This is a genomic window from Streptomyces griseorubiginosus (assembly GCF_036345115.1).
GTDB lineage: Bacteria > Actinomycetota > Actinomycetes > Streptomycetales > Streptomycetaceae > Streptomyces > Streptomyces griseorubiginosus_C.
The window spans coordinates 4,795,010-4,809,378 of the sequence record NZ_CP107766.1; the positions used below are offsets into that span (position 1 = coordinate 4,795,010).

A 14,369-nucleotide genomic window follows, 5' to 3' on the forward strand; every position below is an offset into this window, starting at 1 on the left:
TCAGTCCTCGTCGGGCAGGACGATGTGGAGGGCCCAGGAGACGATCGAGATGATCAGGCCGCCCAGGACGGCGGTCCAGAACCCCTCGACGTGGAAGCTCAGGTTGAGCACGTCGGAGAGCCACGAGGTCAGCAGCAGCATCAGTGCGTTGACGACCAGCGTGAACAGGCCGAGCGTCAGGATGAACAGAGGGAAGGTCAGGACCTTCACGACCGGCTTGACCAGCCAGTTCACCAGGCCGAAGACCAGGGCGACGAGGATCAGCGTCCAGACCTTCTTGCCGGTGCTGTCACCGGTCAGGGTGATCTTGTCGAGCAGCCAGACGGCGACCGCCAGAGCACCCGCGTTGGCGATCGTCTTGACTAGGAAATTCTTCATGTGTCTGATCGTGGCAGACGAGATCGGTTACAGGTACGACGAGGGCGGACTAAGTCGATGAAGGCATTCCGGTTGGATGAGCTGGAGGCGGAGCGCGCCGCACATGACGGCGCCTACCTGCAGTTCCTGCGGGAGCGGAACATGTCGGTCGGTCTGTACGCACTCGACGCGGGTGCGCAGGACCCGCAGCAGCCGCACCGCCAGGACGAGGTCTACTTCGTGGTCAGCGGCCGGGCCTCGATCACCGTGGGCATGGAGACCACGCAGGTCGCGCGCGGCAGTGTGGTGTACGTCCCGGCCGGCGTCGCCCACAAGTTCCACCACATCAGCGAGGACCTCAGGGTGATGGTGGTGTTCTCTCCCCCGGAGAGCTGACCTCGGACCTCGGGGTTCCCTAGGGGATCAGTCAGGGGAGGGCAAGGGGTGCGAGGCCCCCGCCGGCGCCCCTGCCGGCCCTAGCATCGAGGGCAGGACATTGGTGGATCCGGTACCAGAGGGGCCGGACGGTGCCGGACTGCAGAGAGGTTGAGTGCGATGGGAGAGATCTTCGCGGGGATGCCGTGGTGGGTGAAGTGGATCGCGGTGCCGGTCATCGCCCTGGTCGTGTTCGGCGGCCTGATAGCCACGGTCGTCGGCTTCGTCATCGGCCTGCTCTTCAAGCTGCTGGTCTTCGTGGCCCTGGTCGGCGGACTGGTCTACGTCGTACGGAAGTTCATGTCGAGTTCCTCGTCGCGCAGCGACTGGTGAGGGCCCGGAGCGGGCGGGGCGAGCGGTAACGGGAATCGCCTGTTCCCTCGGGCGAGGGAAGTTTCCCGGGCGGGCCGTATACGTGCGGTGGCGGACCGTTAAAGTCCGGAATTCGACGCGGGGACGACCCCCGCGAGCGGCGTACACCCCCTCCCGTGTTCCCCCGCACGGGCTGCCCCCTCGCGCTCCGGGAGTGCCCCTTGGCCACGGTTGACACCGCACCCGCACAGCTCGCCACCTCACCTGCCCAGTTCGACGACCGGCCGACAACGGTTCCGGTACGGCCGACAGCCCCGGCCCCGCCGACCGCCCCAGACCAGCCGGCGGCTCCGGTCCAGCCGACTGCCTCGGCTCAGTCGGCGACTCCGGTACGGCCGGCCACTTCTGTACGGCCGTCAGCTCCCGTACAGCGGCGCGCCTCGTCCCCCGCCGAAGGGGCCGAACAGGCCCACTCCGCGACCCTCATCGGGTCGGTCCAGCGGGCGATGCGACTGCTGGAATCCGTCGCGGAGCACGAACACGGAGCCCCCGCCAAACAGCTCGCCCGCGAGACGGGGCTGGCGCTCCCCACGGCGTACCACCTGTTGCGCACCCTCGTGCACGAGGGCTATCTGCGCCGCGACAAGGGCCTGTTCTTCCTGGGCGAGGCGGCCGAGCGGCTGAGCAGCAGCGGTGCCCAGCAGAAACGTCGCAGCACCGTCGTCGAGGCACTCGCGCACTGGCGCGATCTGATCGGAGTGCCGGTCTACTACGCGCAGTACCGGGACGGCGAGATCGAGGTTCTCTGCGTCTCCGACACCCCGGGCAATCCGGCGGTCGAGGAATGGGCCGACTTCCGCGAGACCGGGCACGCGCACGCGATCGGGCAGTGCCTGCTGGCCCAGCTCGACGAGGAGGCCCGACGTGACCACCTCGACCGCTATCCCGTCCGGTCCATCACCCCGTACACCGTGCGCGACCACCACAGCCTGCTGCGACGGCTCGAACGGACCGGGCGGATGGAGCCGGTGATCGAACGTCAGGAGTACGCGCTGGGGACGGTGTGCGCGGCGATTCCGATCACGTTGGGTAACGCCGCGGCAACGATGGCCATCTCCCTGCCCGCCCATCAGGCCGACCGGTTGCTGGTCGCCACCCAGCAATTGCAAGAAGAAATCGGGCGCTTGATGGGTTCGCTCGCCATCTCTATCAGTATCTGAAAACTCACTCCTTGTGATCTGTCGTGCACGTTCAGCAAGATTCCACCAGTGTCAGAGGGATCATTCCCGGCCATACGAAGGCAGATGACGGGGTAGGCGATGCGCGAGTCCGTACAGGCAGAGGTCATGATGAGCTTTCTGGTGTCGGAGGAGCTCTCCTTCCGCATCCCGGTGGAGCTGCGCTACGAGACGGATGATCCCTATGCCGTCCGGCTGACCTTCCATTTGCCGGGCGACGCCCCGGTGACCTGGGCTTTCGGGCGCGAGCTGCTGATCGACGGAGTGGGGCGGCCCTGCGGGGAGGGCGACGTACGGGTCTCGCCCGCCGGTCCCGACCTGCTGGGCGATGTACTGATCAGGCTTCAGGTGGGTGGTGACCAGGCGTTGTTCCGCTCGTCGACGGCGCCGGTCATCGCCTTCCTCGACCGCACCGACAAGCTGGTGCCGCTGGGGCAGGAGACCGCGATGGCCGACTTCGACGCGCATCTCGACGAGGCGCTGGACCGGATCCTGGCGGAGGAGCAGAGCGCGGGCTGACGCGCGGCGGTGGTGAGGTGGCGGAACGCTTCGTCTTGGGGTGGGAGGGCGAAGGAACGCTTCTGCCGAGATGGTGGCCGGTGACTTGGGGCCGCCGTACGCCTCGGGCGCTGTGTCACCGCCGCGTGGACCGTCGATGACCAGGTGCGTGCCCTGGGGCGAGGAGGCGTGCCATCGGCGAGTACGCCGACGCTGCGGCGGTACGGCGTGAAGCGGCACGCCTGCCGACGGGACCCGGGAGCCCCGGCTCAGCACGCTGTATCTGGTCGGGAGGACGTGTCAGCGCCTGCGGCGGCGGCCCTTTCCGCCCCGGGCCGGGGTCGGGCGGCTGTCGGCCGTTCCCGCGCTCACGCTTGTCGCCGGAGTCGCCGGTGCGGCCGCAGGTGCCCCTGCCCCCGCCCCCACCGTCTCCGTCCCCGGCCGGTCGGCCGAGACCACCAGGGCCGCGAGGGCCGTGGTGACCGGTACCGAGGCGACCAGGCCGATCGAGCCGACCAGGGTGCGCACGATCTCCTCCGCCACCAATTCGCTGTTGGCGACCGTGCCCACGCTGGACTGGGCGATCGAGAAGAGCAGCAGCAGGGGCAGCGCGGCACCCGCGTAGGCGAGCACGAGCGTGTTGACGACGGAGGCGATGTGGTCGCGGCCGATACGGATACCGGCGCGGTACAGCCCCCGCCAGCCCATGGTCGGGTTGGCCTCGTGCAGCTCCCACACCGCCGACGTCTGTGTGACCGTCACGTCGTCGAGGACACCGAGCGAGCCGATGATGACGCCGGCGAGCAGCAGACCGCTCATGTCGATCGACGGATACAGCCCGTGGATCAGGCCGGTGTTGTCGTCCGTGTTGCCCGTCAGCGCGGCCCACCCGATGAACTGCGAGCCCAGGACGCCGATCAGCAGCAGGGAGATCAGCGTGCCCAGTACGGCCACTGAGGTCCGGGCAGACAGGCCGTGGCACATGTAGAGGGCGATCAGCATGATGGCGCTGGACCCGACCACCGCCACGAGCAGCGGGTTCGAGCCCTGCAGGATCGCGGGCAGGACGAAGAAGTTCAGCAACAGGAAGCTGACGGCCAGCGCGACCAGCGCCATGACTCCGCGCAGCCGCCCGACGATCACGACGGCCAGTGCGAAGATGCCGGCGAGCAGCCCCATCGGGAACCTGCGGTTGACGTCGGTGACCGAGTACTGGAGGTCCCTGGGCGCCGAGGGCTCGTACGCGACCACGACCTTCTCGCCCTCGTGCAGCTGTCGTGACTGGTCGGGCTGGACGATCTCCGTGAAGGTGCGGCCCTTGTCGTCGCCGGTGTCGACCCGGATCGTCGCCTTCTTGCAGGTGCCGTTCGCCTGCTGCTGGGCCGAGGAGCCCTCGGCGGTCGAGGTGTCCCCGGTCGGGGTCTCCCCTCCGGCGTTCACCGACTTGCAGCTGACGCTCACGACCTTGGTGACCGTGGCCTGCTGGGTCTGCCGGTCGAAACCGACCCCGGTGCGTTCGTGCGCCGGCGCGCCCCCCGGCCAGAGCACGGCGAGCCCGATGACGACGGCCCCGGCGAAGGGGATCAGGATCGCCGCGATGACCTTTCGCAGATGCTTGGAGACGGGAGTAGCCGGGCCGTGGCTGTGACTGTGGCCGTGCGAGTGACCACCGCCACCGCCGCCTCCGCCTCCGCCTCCGAGATCGGGGCCGTCGCCGGATCCGTGCCCTTGGCCGTACCCGCCATGGGAACCGTGCCCGTGAACATCATGCGGACCGTGGCTATGGCGTTGGCCGTCGTCATGACCGGAACCGCCACCGAAGTCCTCCTGCTGCGGGGCGGAGCCATACCCGGGCCCTTGACCACCGGCTCCCGCTCCGTACGCGTGCGGGTACCCCTGACCATGCCCCGGCCCCTGCTCCTGCCCGGACGGGCGCCCCTGCCCGGAAACCTGCTCCGGCCTGGGCCCTTGCTCCCGCGACGCGTCAGGTCCCCGTCCAGGCCCCTGCTCCCGCCCAGGTCCCTGCTCCTGCCAGGGTCCGGGCACCTGCCCCGACCCCTGTTCCCGTCCGGGCCCGGGGCCGGGTCCCGGGGGGCGACCGTGCCCGAAAGCGTCCCAGCCCCCGGAACCGGGCTCGCCCGCACGCCCGTTGCCGCCTGCGGGGCCGTTTCCGGAGCCAGGGCGGCGCGGAGGCTCGGGAGGCGGGTACGGGGGCTGATGCGTCGTGGTCACCGACCGATCATCGCAAGAACGAATGGGGCCCCCTGTTCACCGCGCCCGAATTGACGCTAGCGTGGTGGCACCTTTGTACACGCGGGAGCTCGGAGCACCGGGCTGAGAGGGCGCTGACCTCCGTCCCAGCGATGTTTCACGTGGAACGTCATCACACGAAAGTGACGTTCCCCACGAAACGTCGGCAGACGGAAGCCGCTGCGTCGACCGCCGAACCTGTTACCGGGTAATGCCGGCGTAGGGAGTAGGTCTCATGACCATCAAGGACGCACGCACGCCTGCCTCCAGCCAGGACGAACAGTCCATTCAGGGTGAAAACCCCACGCAACACCCCACGGAGGTCGGGAAGTCCATCGGCTGGCACAAGGCGTATGTCGAGGGCTCGCGCCCCGACCTGCGCGTGCCGGTCCGCCAGGTGCACCTCACCAACGGGCAGTCGGTCACGCTCTACGACACGTCGGGCCCTTACACCGATCCGCTCGCCGAGACCGACGTCCGCCGGGGGCTCCCCCCGCTCAGGGAGAACTGGATCGTCGGCCGCGGCGACACCGAGGAGTACGCGGGCCGTCCCGTGCGCCCCGAGGACGACGGGATCAAGCACACCTCTCCGCGCGGTGGCAACCTGCGGAACCTCGACGCGGTGTTCCCGGGCCGGCCTCGCCTTCCCCGTCGTAGCCGCGACGGCAGCGCGGTCACCCAACTCGCGTACGCGCGCCGGGGGGAGATCACCCCGGAGATGGAGTACGTGGCCATCCGGGAGAACGTGGAGCCCGAGGTGGTCCGTGAGGAGATCGCGGCGGGGCGTGCGGTGCTGCCCGCGAACGTCAATCACCCGGAGATCGAGCCGATGATCATCGGCAAGCGGTTCCTGGTGAAGGTCAACGCCAACATCGGCAACTCCGCGGTGACCTCTTCCATCGAGGAGGAGGTCGAGAAGATGACCTGGGCGACCCGTTGGGGCGCCGACACGGTCATGGACCTGTCCACCGGCCGCAACATCCACACCACCCGCGAGTGGGTGCTGCGCAACTCCCCCGTCCCCATCGGCACGGTGCCGCTCTATCAGGCGCTGGAGAAGGTCGACGGCCGGGCCGAGGAGCTGACCTGGGAGATCTACAAGGACACGGTCATCGAGCAGGCCGAGCAGGGCGTGGACTACATGACGGTCCACGCGGGCGTGCGCCTGCCGTACGTGCCGCTGACGGCGAACCGCAAGACCGGGATCGTCTCGCGCGGCGGTTCGATCATGGCGGCCTGGTGCCTCGCGCACCACAAGGAGTCGTTCCTCTACGAGAACTTCGAGGAACTGTGCGAGATCCTCGCCGCCTACGACGTCACGTACTCGCTCGGCGACGGCCTGCGGCCCGGGTCGATCGCGGACGCCAACGACGAGGCGCAGTTCGCGGAGTTGCGCACGCTCGGGGAACTCAACCGGATCGCGAAGCGTTTCCACGTACAGACGATGATCGAGGGCCCGGGACATGTCCCGATGCACAAGATCAAGGAGAACATCGACCTTCAGCAGGAGATCTGCGATGAAGCTCCGTTCTATACGCTCGGCCCGCTGACCACCGACGTCGCGCCGGCCTACGACCACATCACCTCCGGCATCGGTGCCGCGATGATCGCCTGGTGGGGCACGGCGATGCTCTGCTACGTCACGCCCAAGGAGCACCTGGGGCTGCCCAACCGGGACGACGTCAAGACGGGTGTCATCACCTACAAGATCGCCGCCCACGCGGCGGACCTCGCCAAGGGCCATCCCGGGGCACAGGACTGGGACGACGCCCTGTCCGACGCCCGCTTCGAGTTCCGCTGGGAGGACCAGTTCAACCTCGCCCTGGACCCGGACACGGCCCGCGAGTTCCACGACGAGACGCTCCCCGCTGAGCCGGCCAAGACGGCCCACTTCTGTTCCATGTGCGGGCCGAAGTTCTGCTCGATGAAGATCAGCCAGAGCATCACGGAGCGGTTCGGGGGCGCGGCGACCGAGGGGGCGTCGCCCGAGGAGGTCGCCGAGGGAATGCTGCAGAAGTCGAAGGAGTTCGCGGCCAGCGGGAACCGGGTGTACCTACCGCTCGCCGACTGAACGGGCCTGCGGTGCTTCCCCGATCCGGGTTCGGGGGAGCACCAGGGTCCGGTGGAGGAGGTGGCGATACGGCTGCTGCCGGACGCCGAACCGGCGGTGGCCTGGGAGTCGGCGCTCGCGGAGGGGGATGACGTCAGGGTGCTGCGGGACGACGAGTCCTTCGGGTTCGCCACGGACAGCGCCGCGGGGTCCTTCGCGGACTCCTCCGGTCGGGAGACGCTCGCGGCCAAGTACCGCTGCACCGATGGAGACGGGATGTATCCGGTCTGGCTGGGCCGCTCGGAGTCCGGGAAGCTGGTCTCCGTGGTGGTCGGATGCGGCTACCTCCCCGAACTGCGCATTCTCTGACCCGCCCACTGAAGAACCCACGCTCCACCCACTGAGCAGCCTCGCCCCGTCCCACATCCGGCTTGCGCTCCCCGTACGGGAACGCAAGCCGAGGGGCTCAGCCGGACGCGTCACTCCGGCTGGTGTTCCGGCCCCCCGAAGTCCGGGCTGGTGTAGTCCGGGCTGGTGAAGCTCGGGCGGGCACCGGAGGCTCCGTCGTCAGGGCTGCTGAAGCCCGGGCGGTCGTAGCCCAGGCTGGGCATGCGACTGGTCGGGGCCGGCGGTGCCGTGTGGTGCAGTGCGGCGGTGCCGGGGTCGGCCAGGGCCTCCCTGAGGAAGGGGAGGATCCCGCGTTCCAGCAGGGCTTCGCGCCAGGCGTCCTTGGCCCGGGCCACCTCCCCGCTGAGTTCGCCGTACGCCGTGTCCGGCGAGGGGCGGTTGCGCAGGGCGGTGAGCAGCAGGCCGCCCGCGGCGACCAGGATCGCGGCCGCGGTCAGGGCGCCGAACACCCATCCGATGGTGATCATGGCGTGGGCGAACGCCGGCGGTGGGCTGAGCATCTGGAGGATGTAGCCCACGAGCAGGAAGATCGCCGCGGCGATCCCGGCGAGGACAGGCGTCAGAACGGCGGCGACGGCGACGGCGCCCGCACCGGCGGTCTCGGCGACCTCTCCCATGGTGGTGGCGAGCCCCATCGCACCCGTGCCCGAGTCCGCGGGACCGGGTTCGTGCACGGACGACAGGGTGGACGGCGCCGGACGGCGCTGTTCCTCGCGGACCTTCACGTAGTGCTGGTACTCGGTCGCCGCGGCCGCCGTGATGATCGCGGTGGCGTTGAGCGCCATGGTGCGCAGCTGTTCGGGATTCAGCCGCTGTCCGACAGCGGCCAGTTCGGGACGGTGTGGTGCGGAGCGCAGCGCCTCATCGAGGATCCGCTCGTACTCCTGGCGGTCCTCGCTGTGCAGGTGCTGCGGAACGCTGTTCATGTGCATCCCCCGATGCTCCGTAGGGCTTGGGGCTCGCATGCCAACGAGCCGTCGGGCAGAAACGGAGGGGAGCCTGCTACGGATAAGCCGATGGTAGAGCGGTGACGGCACAGGGTGACAGGGGGTTTCCAGAAATTGGCCTCTGGCCTGCGCTCTCGACGGTCAGTCCGTCATGGGGCAACGTCTGCCCCGTGAATGCTCAGATATCCAGGGGCAGTTGCTGGACCAGCAGTTTTCCGGCCATGGTCACCCCGCCGTCCATCGCGATGGCCAGCCCGTCGGCGTAGACGTGCGGTCCCTCGACCACCGGACCGGAATCGTCCTCGCCGTCCTCGGAGCCCACTTCGCCGAGCAGATAGGGGATCGGGCTGTGCCCGTGGACGATGCGGACGCCGCCGTACGTGTCGAGCAGCGAGCGCACATGGTCGGCGCCGCCCTCGTCGCGGAAGGAGAAGCGCTTGGTGAACTTGCGGAACAGGTCCCACACCTCGTCCGCGTCGTTGCGGGTGATCGTCTCGCGGACGGTGTCGTTGACCGCCTCGATCGAGTCGCCGTAGTCGAGGTAGGCGGTGGTGTCGGAGTGGACGAGCAGATGGCCGTCGACCTCCTCGACCGCGTCGAGGCGGGACATCCACTGGAGGTGGTGGTCCTGGAGGCGGTCCATGTCGGTCTTCTGGCCGCCGTTGAGCAGCCAGGCGGCCTGGAAGGTGGCGGTGCCCGCGCCGGAGTTGACCGGGGTGTCGCCGAACCGCTTGGCGCCGAGGAGCAGCAGCTCGTGGTTGCCCATGAGGGCCTTGCAGTAGCCGCCGGCCGCGGCGGCCTCCGCGGACAGCCGCATCACGAGGTCGATGACGCCGATGCCGTCGGGGCCGCGGTCGGTGAAGTCGCCGAGGAACCACAGCCGGGCGGTACCGGCGCACCAGTTGCCCGCCGCGTCGACGAGGCCCTTCGCCTGGAGTGCGGCCATCAGTTCGTCGAGGTAGCCGTGCACGTCGCCGACGACGAACAGCGGACCCGGGCCGTCCGCCGCGAGCCCCTCGTGATCGGCGGCGGCCTGGAGCCCGTCGGCGTGCTGGATGACGGGCAGGTCCTGCTCGGTGGGGGTGTACCCCTCCGGGTAGGCCTCCTCGTGGGCAGGGACGACGTCGCTGCTGTGGCCGTACGGACCGGTCTCGTTGACGTACGCGGGCACCCGGAAGTCGCGCAGCACCGCACCGCGCTCCACCTCGGGTCCCTGACCGGCCCCCTGAGTCATCAGACCCCTCCACCATCGCGCCGCATCTGCACCGCTTCGGACTGCCTGGTCGCAGCGGCCCCGCGGTGTCGTGGGCCCATCATAGGAATGCGGATCGCGCCATGTGATGACCCAGGGGTGGTGAATCGGAGCAAGACTCCTGTTCACCGTGGCATTCGCCCCGATTGCGCCGGGCTTCGTCCCCCGCCCGACCGCCCGCAGCACAGTTGAGACCACGAGTGCCGGACGCCGGACCACCGACGCGAACCCTCTCGCGTCGCAGCGCCCAGCCCGATCCCCTCGGCTCCCCCGCCCTACCCCTTCTCAGGCGACCGCGGCGGGCTGACCGTCGTGCGCGGTGCGCGTCGCTGGGACGAGGTGCGCACGATCAGCTCGGTCGGTATCACCTGCTCGACCGGCTGGTCCGACTCGACTCCCTCGATGGCGTCGATGAGCAGCTGGACCACGGCCGTGCCGATGCGGCGCGGCTTGAGGGAGAGCGTGGTGACGGGCGGCTCGGTGCTGGCGTACACCGTGGACTCGGAGCAGCAGACGATCAGCAGGTCGTCCGGGACGCGCAGCCCGTAGCGCCGGGCGGCGGCCAGCAGGTCGGTGCCGTTCGGGTCGAACAACCCGTAGACGGCGTCGGGGCGGTCGGGCCGGGCGAGCAGCCGGTCGGCGGCGACGGCGCCCGCGCACGGATCGTGCGCCGGGTAGGCCTCGTAGACCGGATCCTGGCCCACCCGCTCGCACCAGTGCAGATACGCGGTGGTCGACAGATGGGTGTAGGTGTCGGTCGTCGTGCCGGTCAGCAGGCCGATGCGGCGGGCGCCGGCGTCGGCCAGGTGATCGAGGATCCCGAGTACGGCGGCCTCGTGGTCGTTGTCGACCCACGCGGTGACCGGCAGCGCGCCGGCCGGGCGGCCGTCGGAGACGACCGGAAGCCCCTGCCGGACCAGTTCGCTGACGACCGGATCCTGGTCGGACGGGTCGATGACCACGGTGCCGTCCAGGGCGACGTTCGACCACACGTCGTGCCGCGAGGTCGCGGGCAGGATGACGAGGGCGTAGCCGCGGGCGAGCGCGGCGGAGGTGGCGGCCCGCGCCATCTCGGCGAAGTACGCGAACTCCGTGAAGGTGAAAGGTTCATCCCCGTACGTCGTCACGGTCAGGCCGATGAGTCCCGACTTGCCGGTACGGAGGGTTCTGGCCGCGGCGGAGGGCCGGTAGCCCAGCCGGTCGGCGACCTCCCTGACATGGCGGCGGGTGGCGTCCGGGAGCCTGCCCTTGCCGTTCAGGGCGTCCGAGACGGTCGTGATGGAGACTCCGGCGGCGGCGGCAACGTCTCTGATGCCCGCCCGACCCGGCCGGCTGCCTCGACGTGAGGTTTCCGCGCGGCTCACCTGGTGCTTCCCTGCTGCTGTCATGGCGAGCCGATAGTAGGGCTCATGCGGTGGGGTAGGGCGGACGCATATGCACGCATTGACAGGCACGTTTCTGCAAGGTCATCAACCGTCAACTACCTGTGAAACAAAGTCAGTTAAACGATCCAATGGCACTACGTAACTTGTCGGCACGCATGGGCCTGCCAAGTCCCCGATGTTTCGAAGAGGTCTCAACTCACCTTCACGGGTGACGCGCGCCAGGGCGTGAGCCACCGGCGCATAGATATATGTGACCGCGCCCCCCGATTCGTCTGGCTTCGTACGGTGATGCCCCTGATGCCAGTGGGACTGATGAGGTCGGGCCCCACCTGTACGCGACGGCCCTCACCTTCACGCGGCGACGCTCACCTGTACGCAGCGGCGCCCAATCCTCATAAGGTGAGCAGTATTGGAGGCCGCTGACGGAGTCGGCCGCCATCGAGTCGCTGGTCACGAGGAGGACTGCGGTGAGCGAGACGAGCCCCAAGCTGCGCGCCGAGCTGGAGGGTATCCCCACCTACAAGCCGGGCAAGCCCGCCGCGGCCGGCGGTCCGGTGGCCTACAAGCTGTCCTCCAACGAGAACCCGTATCCGCCGCTGCCAGGTGTGCTGGAGACCGTGACGGCAGCGGTCTCCTCGTTCAACCGCTACCCGGACATGGCCTGCACGGCTCTGATGAACGAGCTGTCCGACCGCTTCGGCGTCCCGCTCTCCCACCTCGCCACCGGCACCGGCTCGGTCGGCGTCGCCCAGCAGCTGATCCAGGCGACCTCGGGACCGGGCGACGAGGTGATCTACGCCTGGCGGTCCTTCGAGGCGTACCCGATCATCACCCAGATCAGCGGTGCCACCTCGGTGAAGGTGCCGCTGACCGAGGGCGATGTGCACGACCTGGACGCGATGGCCGACGCGATCACCGAGCGGACCCGGCTGATCTTCGTCTGCAACCCCAACAACCCGACGGGCACGGTCGTGAAGCGGGCCGAGCTGGAACGGTTCCTCGACCGGGTGCCCAGCGATGTGCTGGTGGTCCTCGACGAGGCCTACCGCGAGTTCATCCGCGACCCCGAGGTCCCGGACGGCGTGGAGCTGTACCGCACCCGGCCGAACGTCTGTGTGCTGCGCACCTTCTCCAAGGCGTACGGCCTCGCGGGCCTGCGGGTGGGCTTCGCGATCGCCCACGAACCGGTGGCGGCGGCGCTGCGCAAGACGGCGGTGCCCTTCGGCGTCAGCCAGGTCGCGCAGGAGGCGGCGATCGCCTCGCTGCGGGCCGAGGACGAACTCCTCGGCCGGGTCGGTTCGCTGGTCTGCGAGCGCAAGCGCGTGATGGAGGGCCTGCGCGCCCAGGGCTGGACGGTGCCCGAGACCCAGGCCAACTTCGTGTGGCTGAGGCTGGGGGAGCGCACGGTCGACTTCGCGGCGGCCTGCGAGCAGCACGGTGTGGTCGTACGGCCGTTCCCGGGCGAGGGAGTCCGAGTCACGGTCGGGGAGACCGAGGCGAACGACATCTTCCTGAAGGTGGCGGAGGGCTTCCGAAAGGAGCTTTAGCTCACACCGGCCGCGCGTTCGCGCTGGTCAGGGTCAGGATCACAGGGGGGTGCCGGTGGTAATCGGGACCCCCCTTCGTCTGTCGAAAAGAGGTGCGGCATACTAGCTTGTGAATGTGAACGCTTTCACAAGCGCGTAGTAAGGAGCGGCCGTGGACCTGGCTCTGGCGCCGGAGACCCTGGCGCGGTGGCAGTTCGGCATCACCACCGTCTACCACTTCCTCTTCGTCCCGCTGACGATCTCGCTCGCCGCCCTGACGGCCGGACTGCAGACCGCCTGGGTGCGTACGGAGAAGGAGAAGTACCTCAGGGCGACCAAGTTCTGGGGCAAGCTGTTCCTGATCAACATCGCGATGGGCGTGGTCACCGGCATCGTGCAGGAGTTCCAGTTCGGCATGAACTGGTCCGACTACTCGCGCTTCGTCGGTGACGTCTTCGGCGCCCCGCTCGCCTTCGAGGCCCTGATCGCCTTCTTCTTCGAGTCCACCTTCATCGGCCTGTGGATCTTCGGCTGGGACAAGCTGCCCAAGAAGATCCACCTGGCCTGCATCTGGATGGTCTCGATCGGCACGATCCTGTCGGCGTACTTCATCCTCGCGGCCAACTCGTGGATGCAGCACCCGGTCGGCTACCGGATCAACGAGGCCAAGGGCCGGGCCGAGCTCACCGACTTCTGGCTGGTGCTGACCCAGAACACCGCGCTGGCCCAGGCCTTCCACACGCTCAGCGCGTCCTTCCTCACCGGCGGCGCGTTCATGGTGGGCATCGCGGCCTTCCACCTGTTCCGCAAGAAGCACATCACCGTGATGAAGACCTCGCTGCGCCTCGGCCTGATCACCGTGGTCGTCGCCGGCATGCTCACCGCGATCAGCGGCGACACCCTCGGCAAGGTCATGTTCAAGCAGCAGCCGATGAAGATGGCCGCCGCCGAGGCCCTGTGGGACGGCCAGAACTCCGCCCCGTTCTCGATCTTCGCCTACGGCGATGTCAGCAAGGGCCACAACACCGTCGAGCTGTCCGTCCCGGGCGTGCTGTCCTTCCTCGCCGACGACGACTTCAGCTCGTACGTGCCCGGCATCAACGACACCAACAAGGCCGAGCAGGAGAAGTACGGTCCCGGCGACTACCGGCCCAACATCCCCGTCGCCTTCTGGGCGTTCCGCTGGATGATCGGCTTCGGGATGGCGTCCTTCGCCATCGGCATCGCCGGACTCTGGCTGACCCGCAAGAAGTTCCTGCTCCCGCAGCACCTGCGGGTCGGCGAGGACGAGGTGCCCAACCTGGTCCTCTTCAGGAACAAGGCCCTCAGCCCCAAGCTCGGCCGGCTCTACTGGCTGGTGGCGATCTGGACCCTGGGGTTCCCGCTGATCGCCAACTCCTGGGGCTGGATCTTCACCGAGATGGGCCGCCAGCCGTGGGTCGTCTACGGCGTCCTGCAGACCCGGCACGCGGTCTCCCCCGGCGTCTCGCAGGCCGAGGTCCTCATCTCGATGATCACCTTCACCACGCTGTACGCGATCCTCGCGGTCGTCGAGGTCAAGCTGCTCGCGAAGTACATCAAGGCGGGCCCGCCCGAGCTCACCGAGGCCGACCTCAACCCGCCCACGAAGATCGGCGGCGAAGCGCGTGACGCCGACAAGCCGATGGCCTTCTCGTACTAGGCCTCGCTGCTAGGCCAAGGGAGCTCAAGT

At 68.8% G+C, this 14,369-nt stretch carries 13 protein-coding genes and 1 riboswitch; of the genes, 8 read left to right on the forward strand and 5 right to left on the reverse strand.

Translation table 11 applies throughout. From position 1 onward, the window contains the following. A complete protein-coding gene (locus OHN19_RS21605) occupies positions 1 to 378 on the reverse strand; it encodes a phage holin family protein (protein ID WP_330265766.1) in 378 nt (125 codons plus the stop codon). A gap of 57 nt (positions 379 to 435) precedes the next feature. On the opposite strand from OHN19_RS21605, the gene OHN19_RS21610 reads away from it, so the two are divergent. From OHN19_RS21610 to OHN19_RS21625, 4 genes are all read left to right on the forward strand, one after another. Then, positions 436 to 753, forward strand: coding sequence for a cupin domain-containing protein (locus OHN19_RS21610; protein WP_330265767.1), 318 nt, complete (start codon positions 436 to 438; stop codon positions 751 to 753). A 159-nt stretch (positions 754 to 912) separates the two neighbouring features. Next, positions 913 to 1,125 (forward strand): DUF5326 family protein, encoded by a 213-nt coding sequence (locus tag OHN19_RS21615; protein ID WP_020119530.1) that lies wholly within the window; start codon positions 913 to 915, stop codon positions 1,123 to 1,125. Positions 1,126 to 1,589: 464 nt separating this feature from the next. Continuing rightward, entirely contained in the window at positions 1,590 to 2,324 is a 735-nt protein-coding gene (locus tag OHN19_RS21620; RefSeq protein WP_330269671.1) for an IclR family transcriptional regulator, read from the forward strand. A gap of 99 nt (positions 2,325 to 2,423) precedes the next feature. Then, positions 2,424 to 2,861, forward strand: coding sequence for an SsgA family sporulation/cell division regulator (locus OHN19_RS21625; protein WP_330265768.1), 438 nt, complete (start codon positions 2,424 to 2,426; stop codon positions 2,859 to 2,861). A gap of 279 nt (positions 2,862 to 3,140) precedes the next feature. Here the strand turns inward: OHN19_RS21625 and OHN19_RS21630 are convergent, their stop codons facing one another. Next, positions 3,141 to 4,886 carry a YibE/F family protein gene (locus OHN19_RS21630; protein ID WP_419249532.1) on the reverse strand — a complete coding sequence of 582 codons (1,746 nt, stop codon included), beginning with the start codon at positions 4,884 to 4,886 and terminating at the stop codon, positions 3,141 to 3,143. Between the two features lie 257 nt (positions 4,887 to 5,143). Further along, positions 5,144 to 5,333, forward strand: a riboswitch (TPP riboswitch). Here OHN19_RS21630 and thiC point away from each other — a divergent pair. Beyond that, on the forward strand, positions 5,326 to 7,161 hold the full coding sequence (thiC, locus tag OHN19_RS21635) for a phosphomethylpyrimidine synthase ThiC (protein ID WP_330265770.1): 1,836 nt from the start codon (positions 5,326 to 5,328) through the stop codon (positions 7,159 to 7,161). Its footprint overlaps the riboswitch before it by 8 nt. Before the next feature lie 51 nt (positions 7,162 to 7,212). Further along, positions 7,213 to 7,509 carry a DUF4241 domain-containing protein gene (locus OHN19_RS21640; protein ID WP_330265771.1) on the forward strand — a complete coding sequence of 99 codons (297 nt, stop codon included), beginning with the start codon at positions 7,213 to 7,215 and terminating at the stop codon, positions 7,507 to 7,509. A gap of 110 nt (positions 7,510 to 7,619) precedes the next feature. Here OHN19_RS21640 and OHN19_RS21645 read toward each other — a convergent pair whose 3' ends face one another. From OHN19_RS21645 to OHN19_RS21655, 3 genes are all read right to left on the reverse strand, one after another. Beyond that, the gene (locus OHN19_RS21645) at positions 7,620 to 8,480 is read right to left on the reverse strand and encodes a hypothetical protein (RefSeq protein WP_330265772.1); all 861 of its coding nucleotides are present in this window, start codon (positions 8,478 to 8,480) and stop codon (positions 7,620 to 7,622) included. A 193-nt stretch (positions 8,481 to 8,673) separates the two neighbouring features. Further along, on the reverse strand, positions 8,674 to 9,729 hold the full coding sequence (locus OHN19_RS21650; protein WP_330265773.1) for a metallophosphoesterase: 1,056 nt from the start codon (positions 9,727 to 9,729) through the stop codon (positions 8,674 to 8,676). Positions 9,730 to 10,022: 293 nt separating this feature from the next. Beyond that, complete coding sequence (locus OHN19_RS21655; RefSeq protein ID WP_141205882.1) at positions 10,023 to 11,135, reverse strand: LacI family DNA-binding transcriptional regulator; 1,113 nt, start codon at positions 11,133 to 11,135, stop codon at positions 10,023 to 10,025. A gap of 464 nt (positions 11,136 to 11,599) precedes the next feature. On the opposite strand from OHN19_RS21655, the gene hisC reads away from it, so the two are divergent. Both hisC and OHN19_RS21665 read left to right on the forward strand, forming a co-directional pair. Beyond that, entirely contained in the window at positions 11,600 to 12,679 is a 1,080-nt protein-coding gene (gene hisC / locus OHN19_RS21660) for a histidinol-phosphate transaminase (protein ID WP_330265774.1), read from the forward strand. A gap of 151 nt (positions 12,680 to 12,830) precedes the next feature. Then, complete coding sequence (locus OHN19_RS21665) at positions 12,831 to 14,339, forward strand: cytochrome ubiquinol oxidase subunit I (RefSeq protein ID WP_330265775.1); 1,509 nt, start codon at positions 12,831 to 12,833, stop codon at positions 14,337 to 14,339. Positions 14,340 to 14,369: the final 30 nt, after the last annotated feature.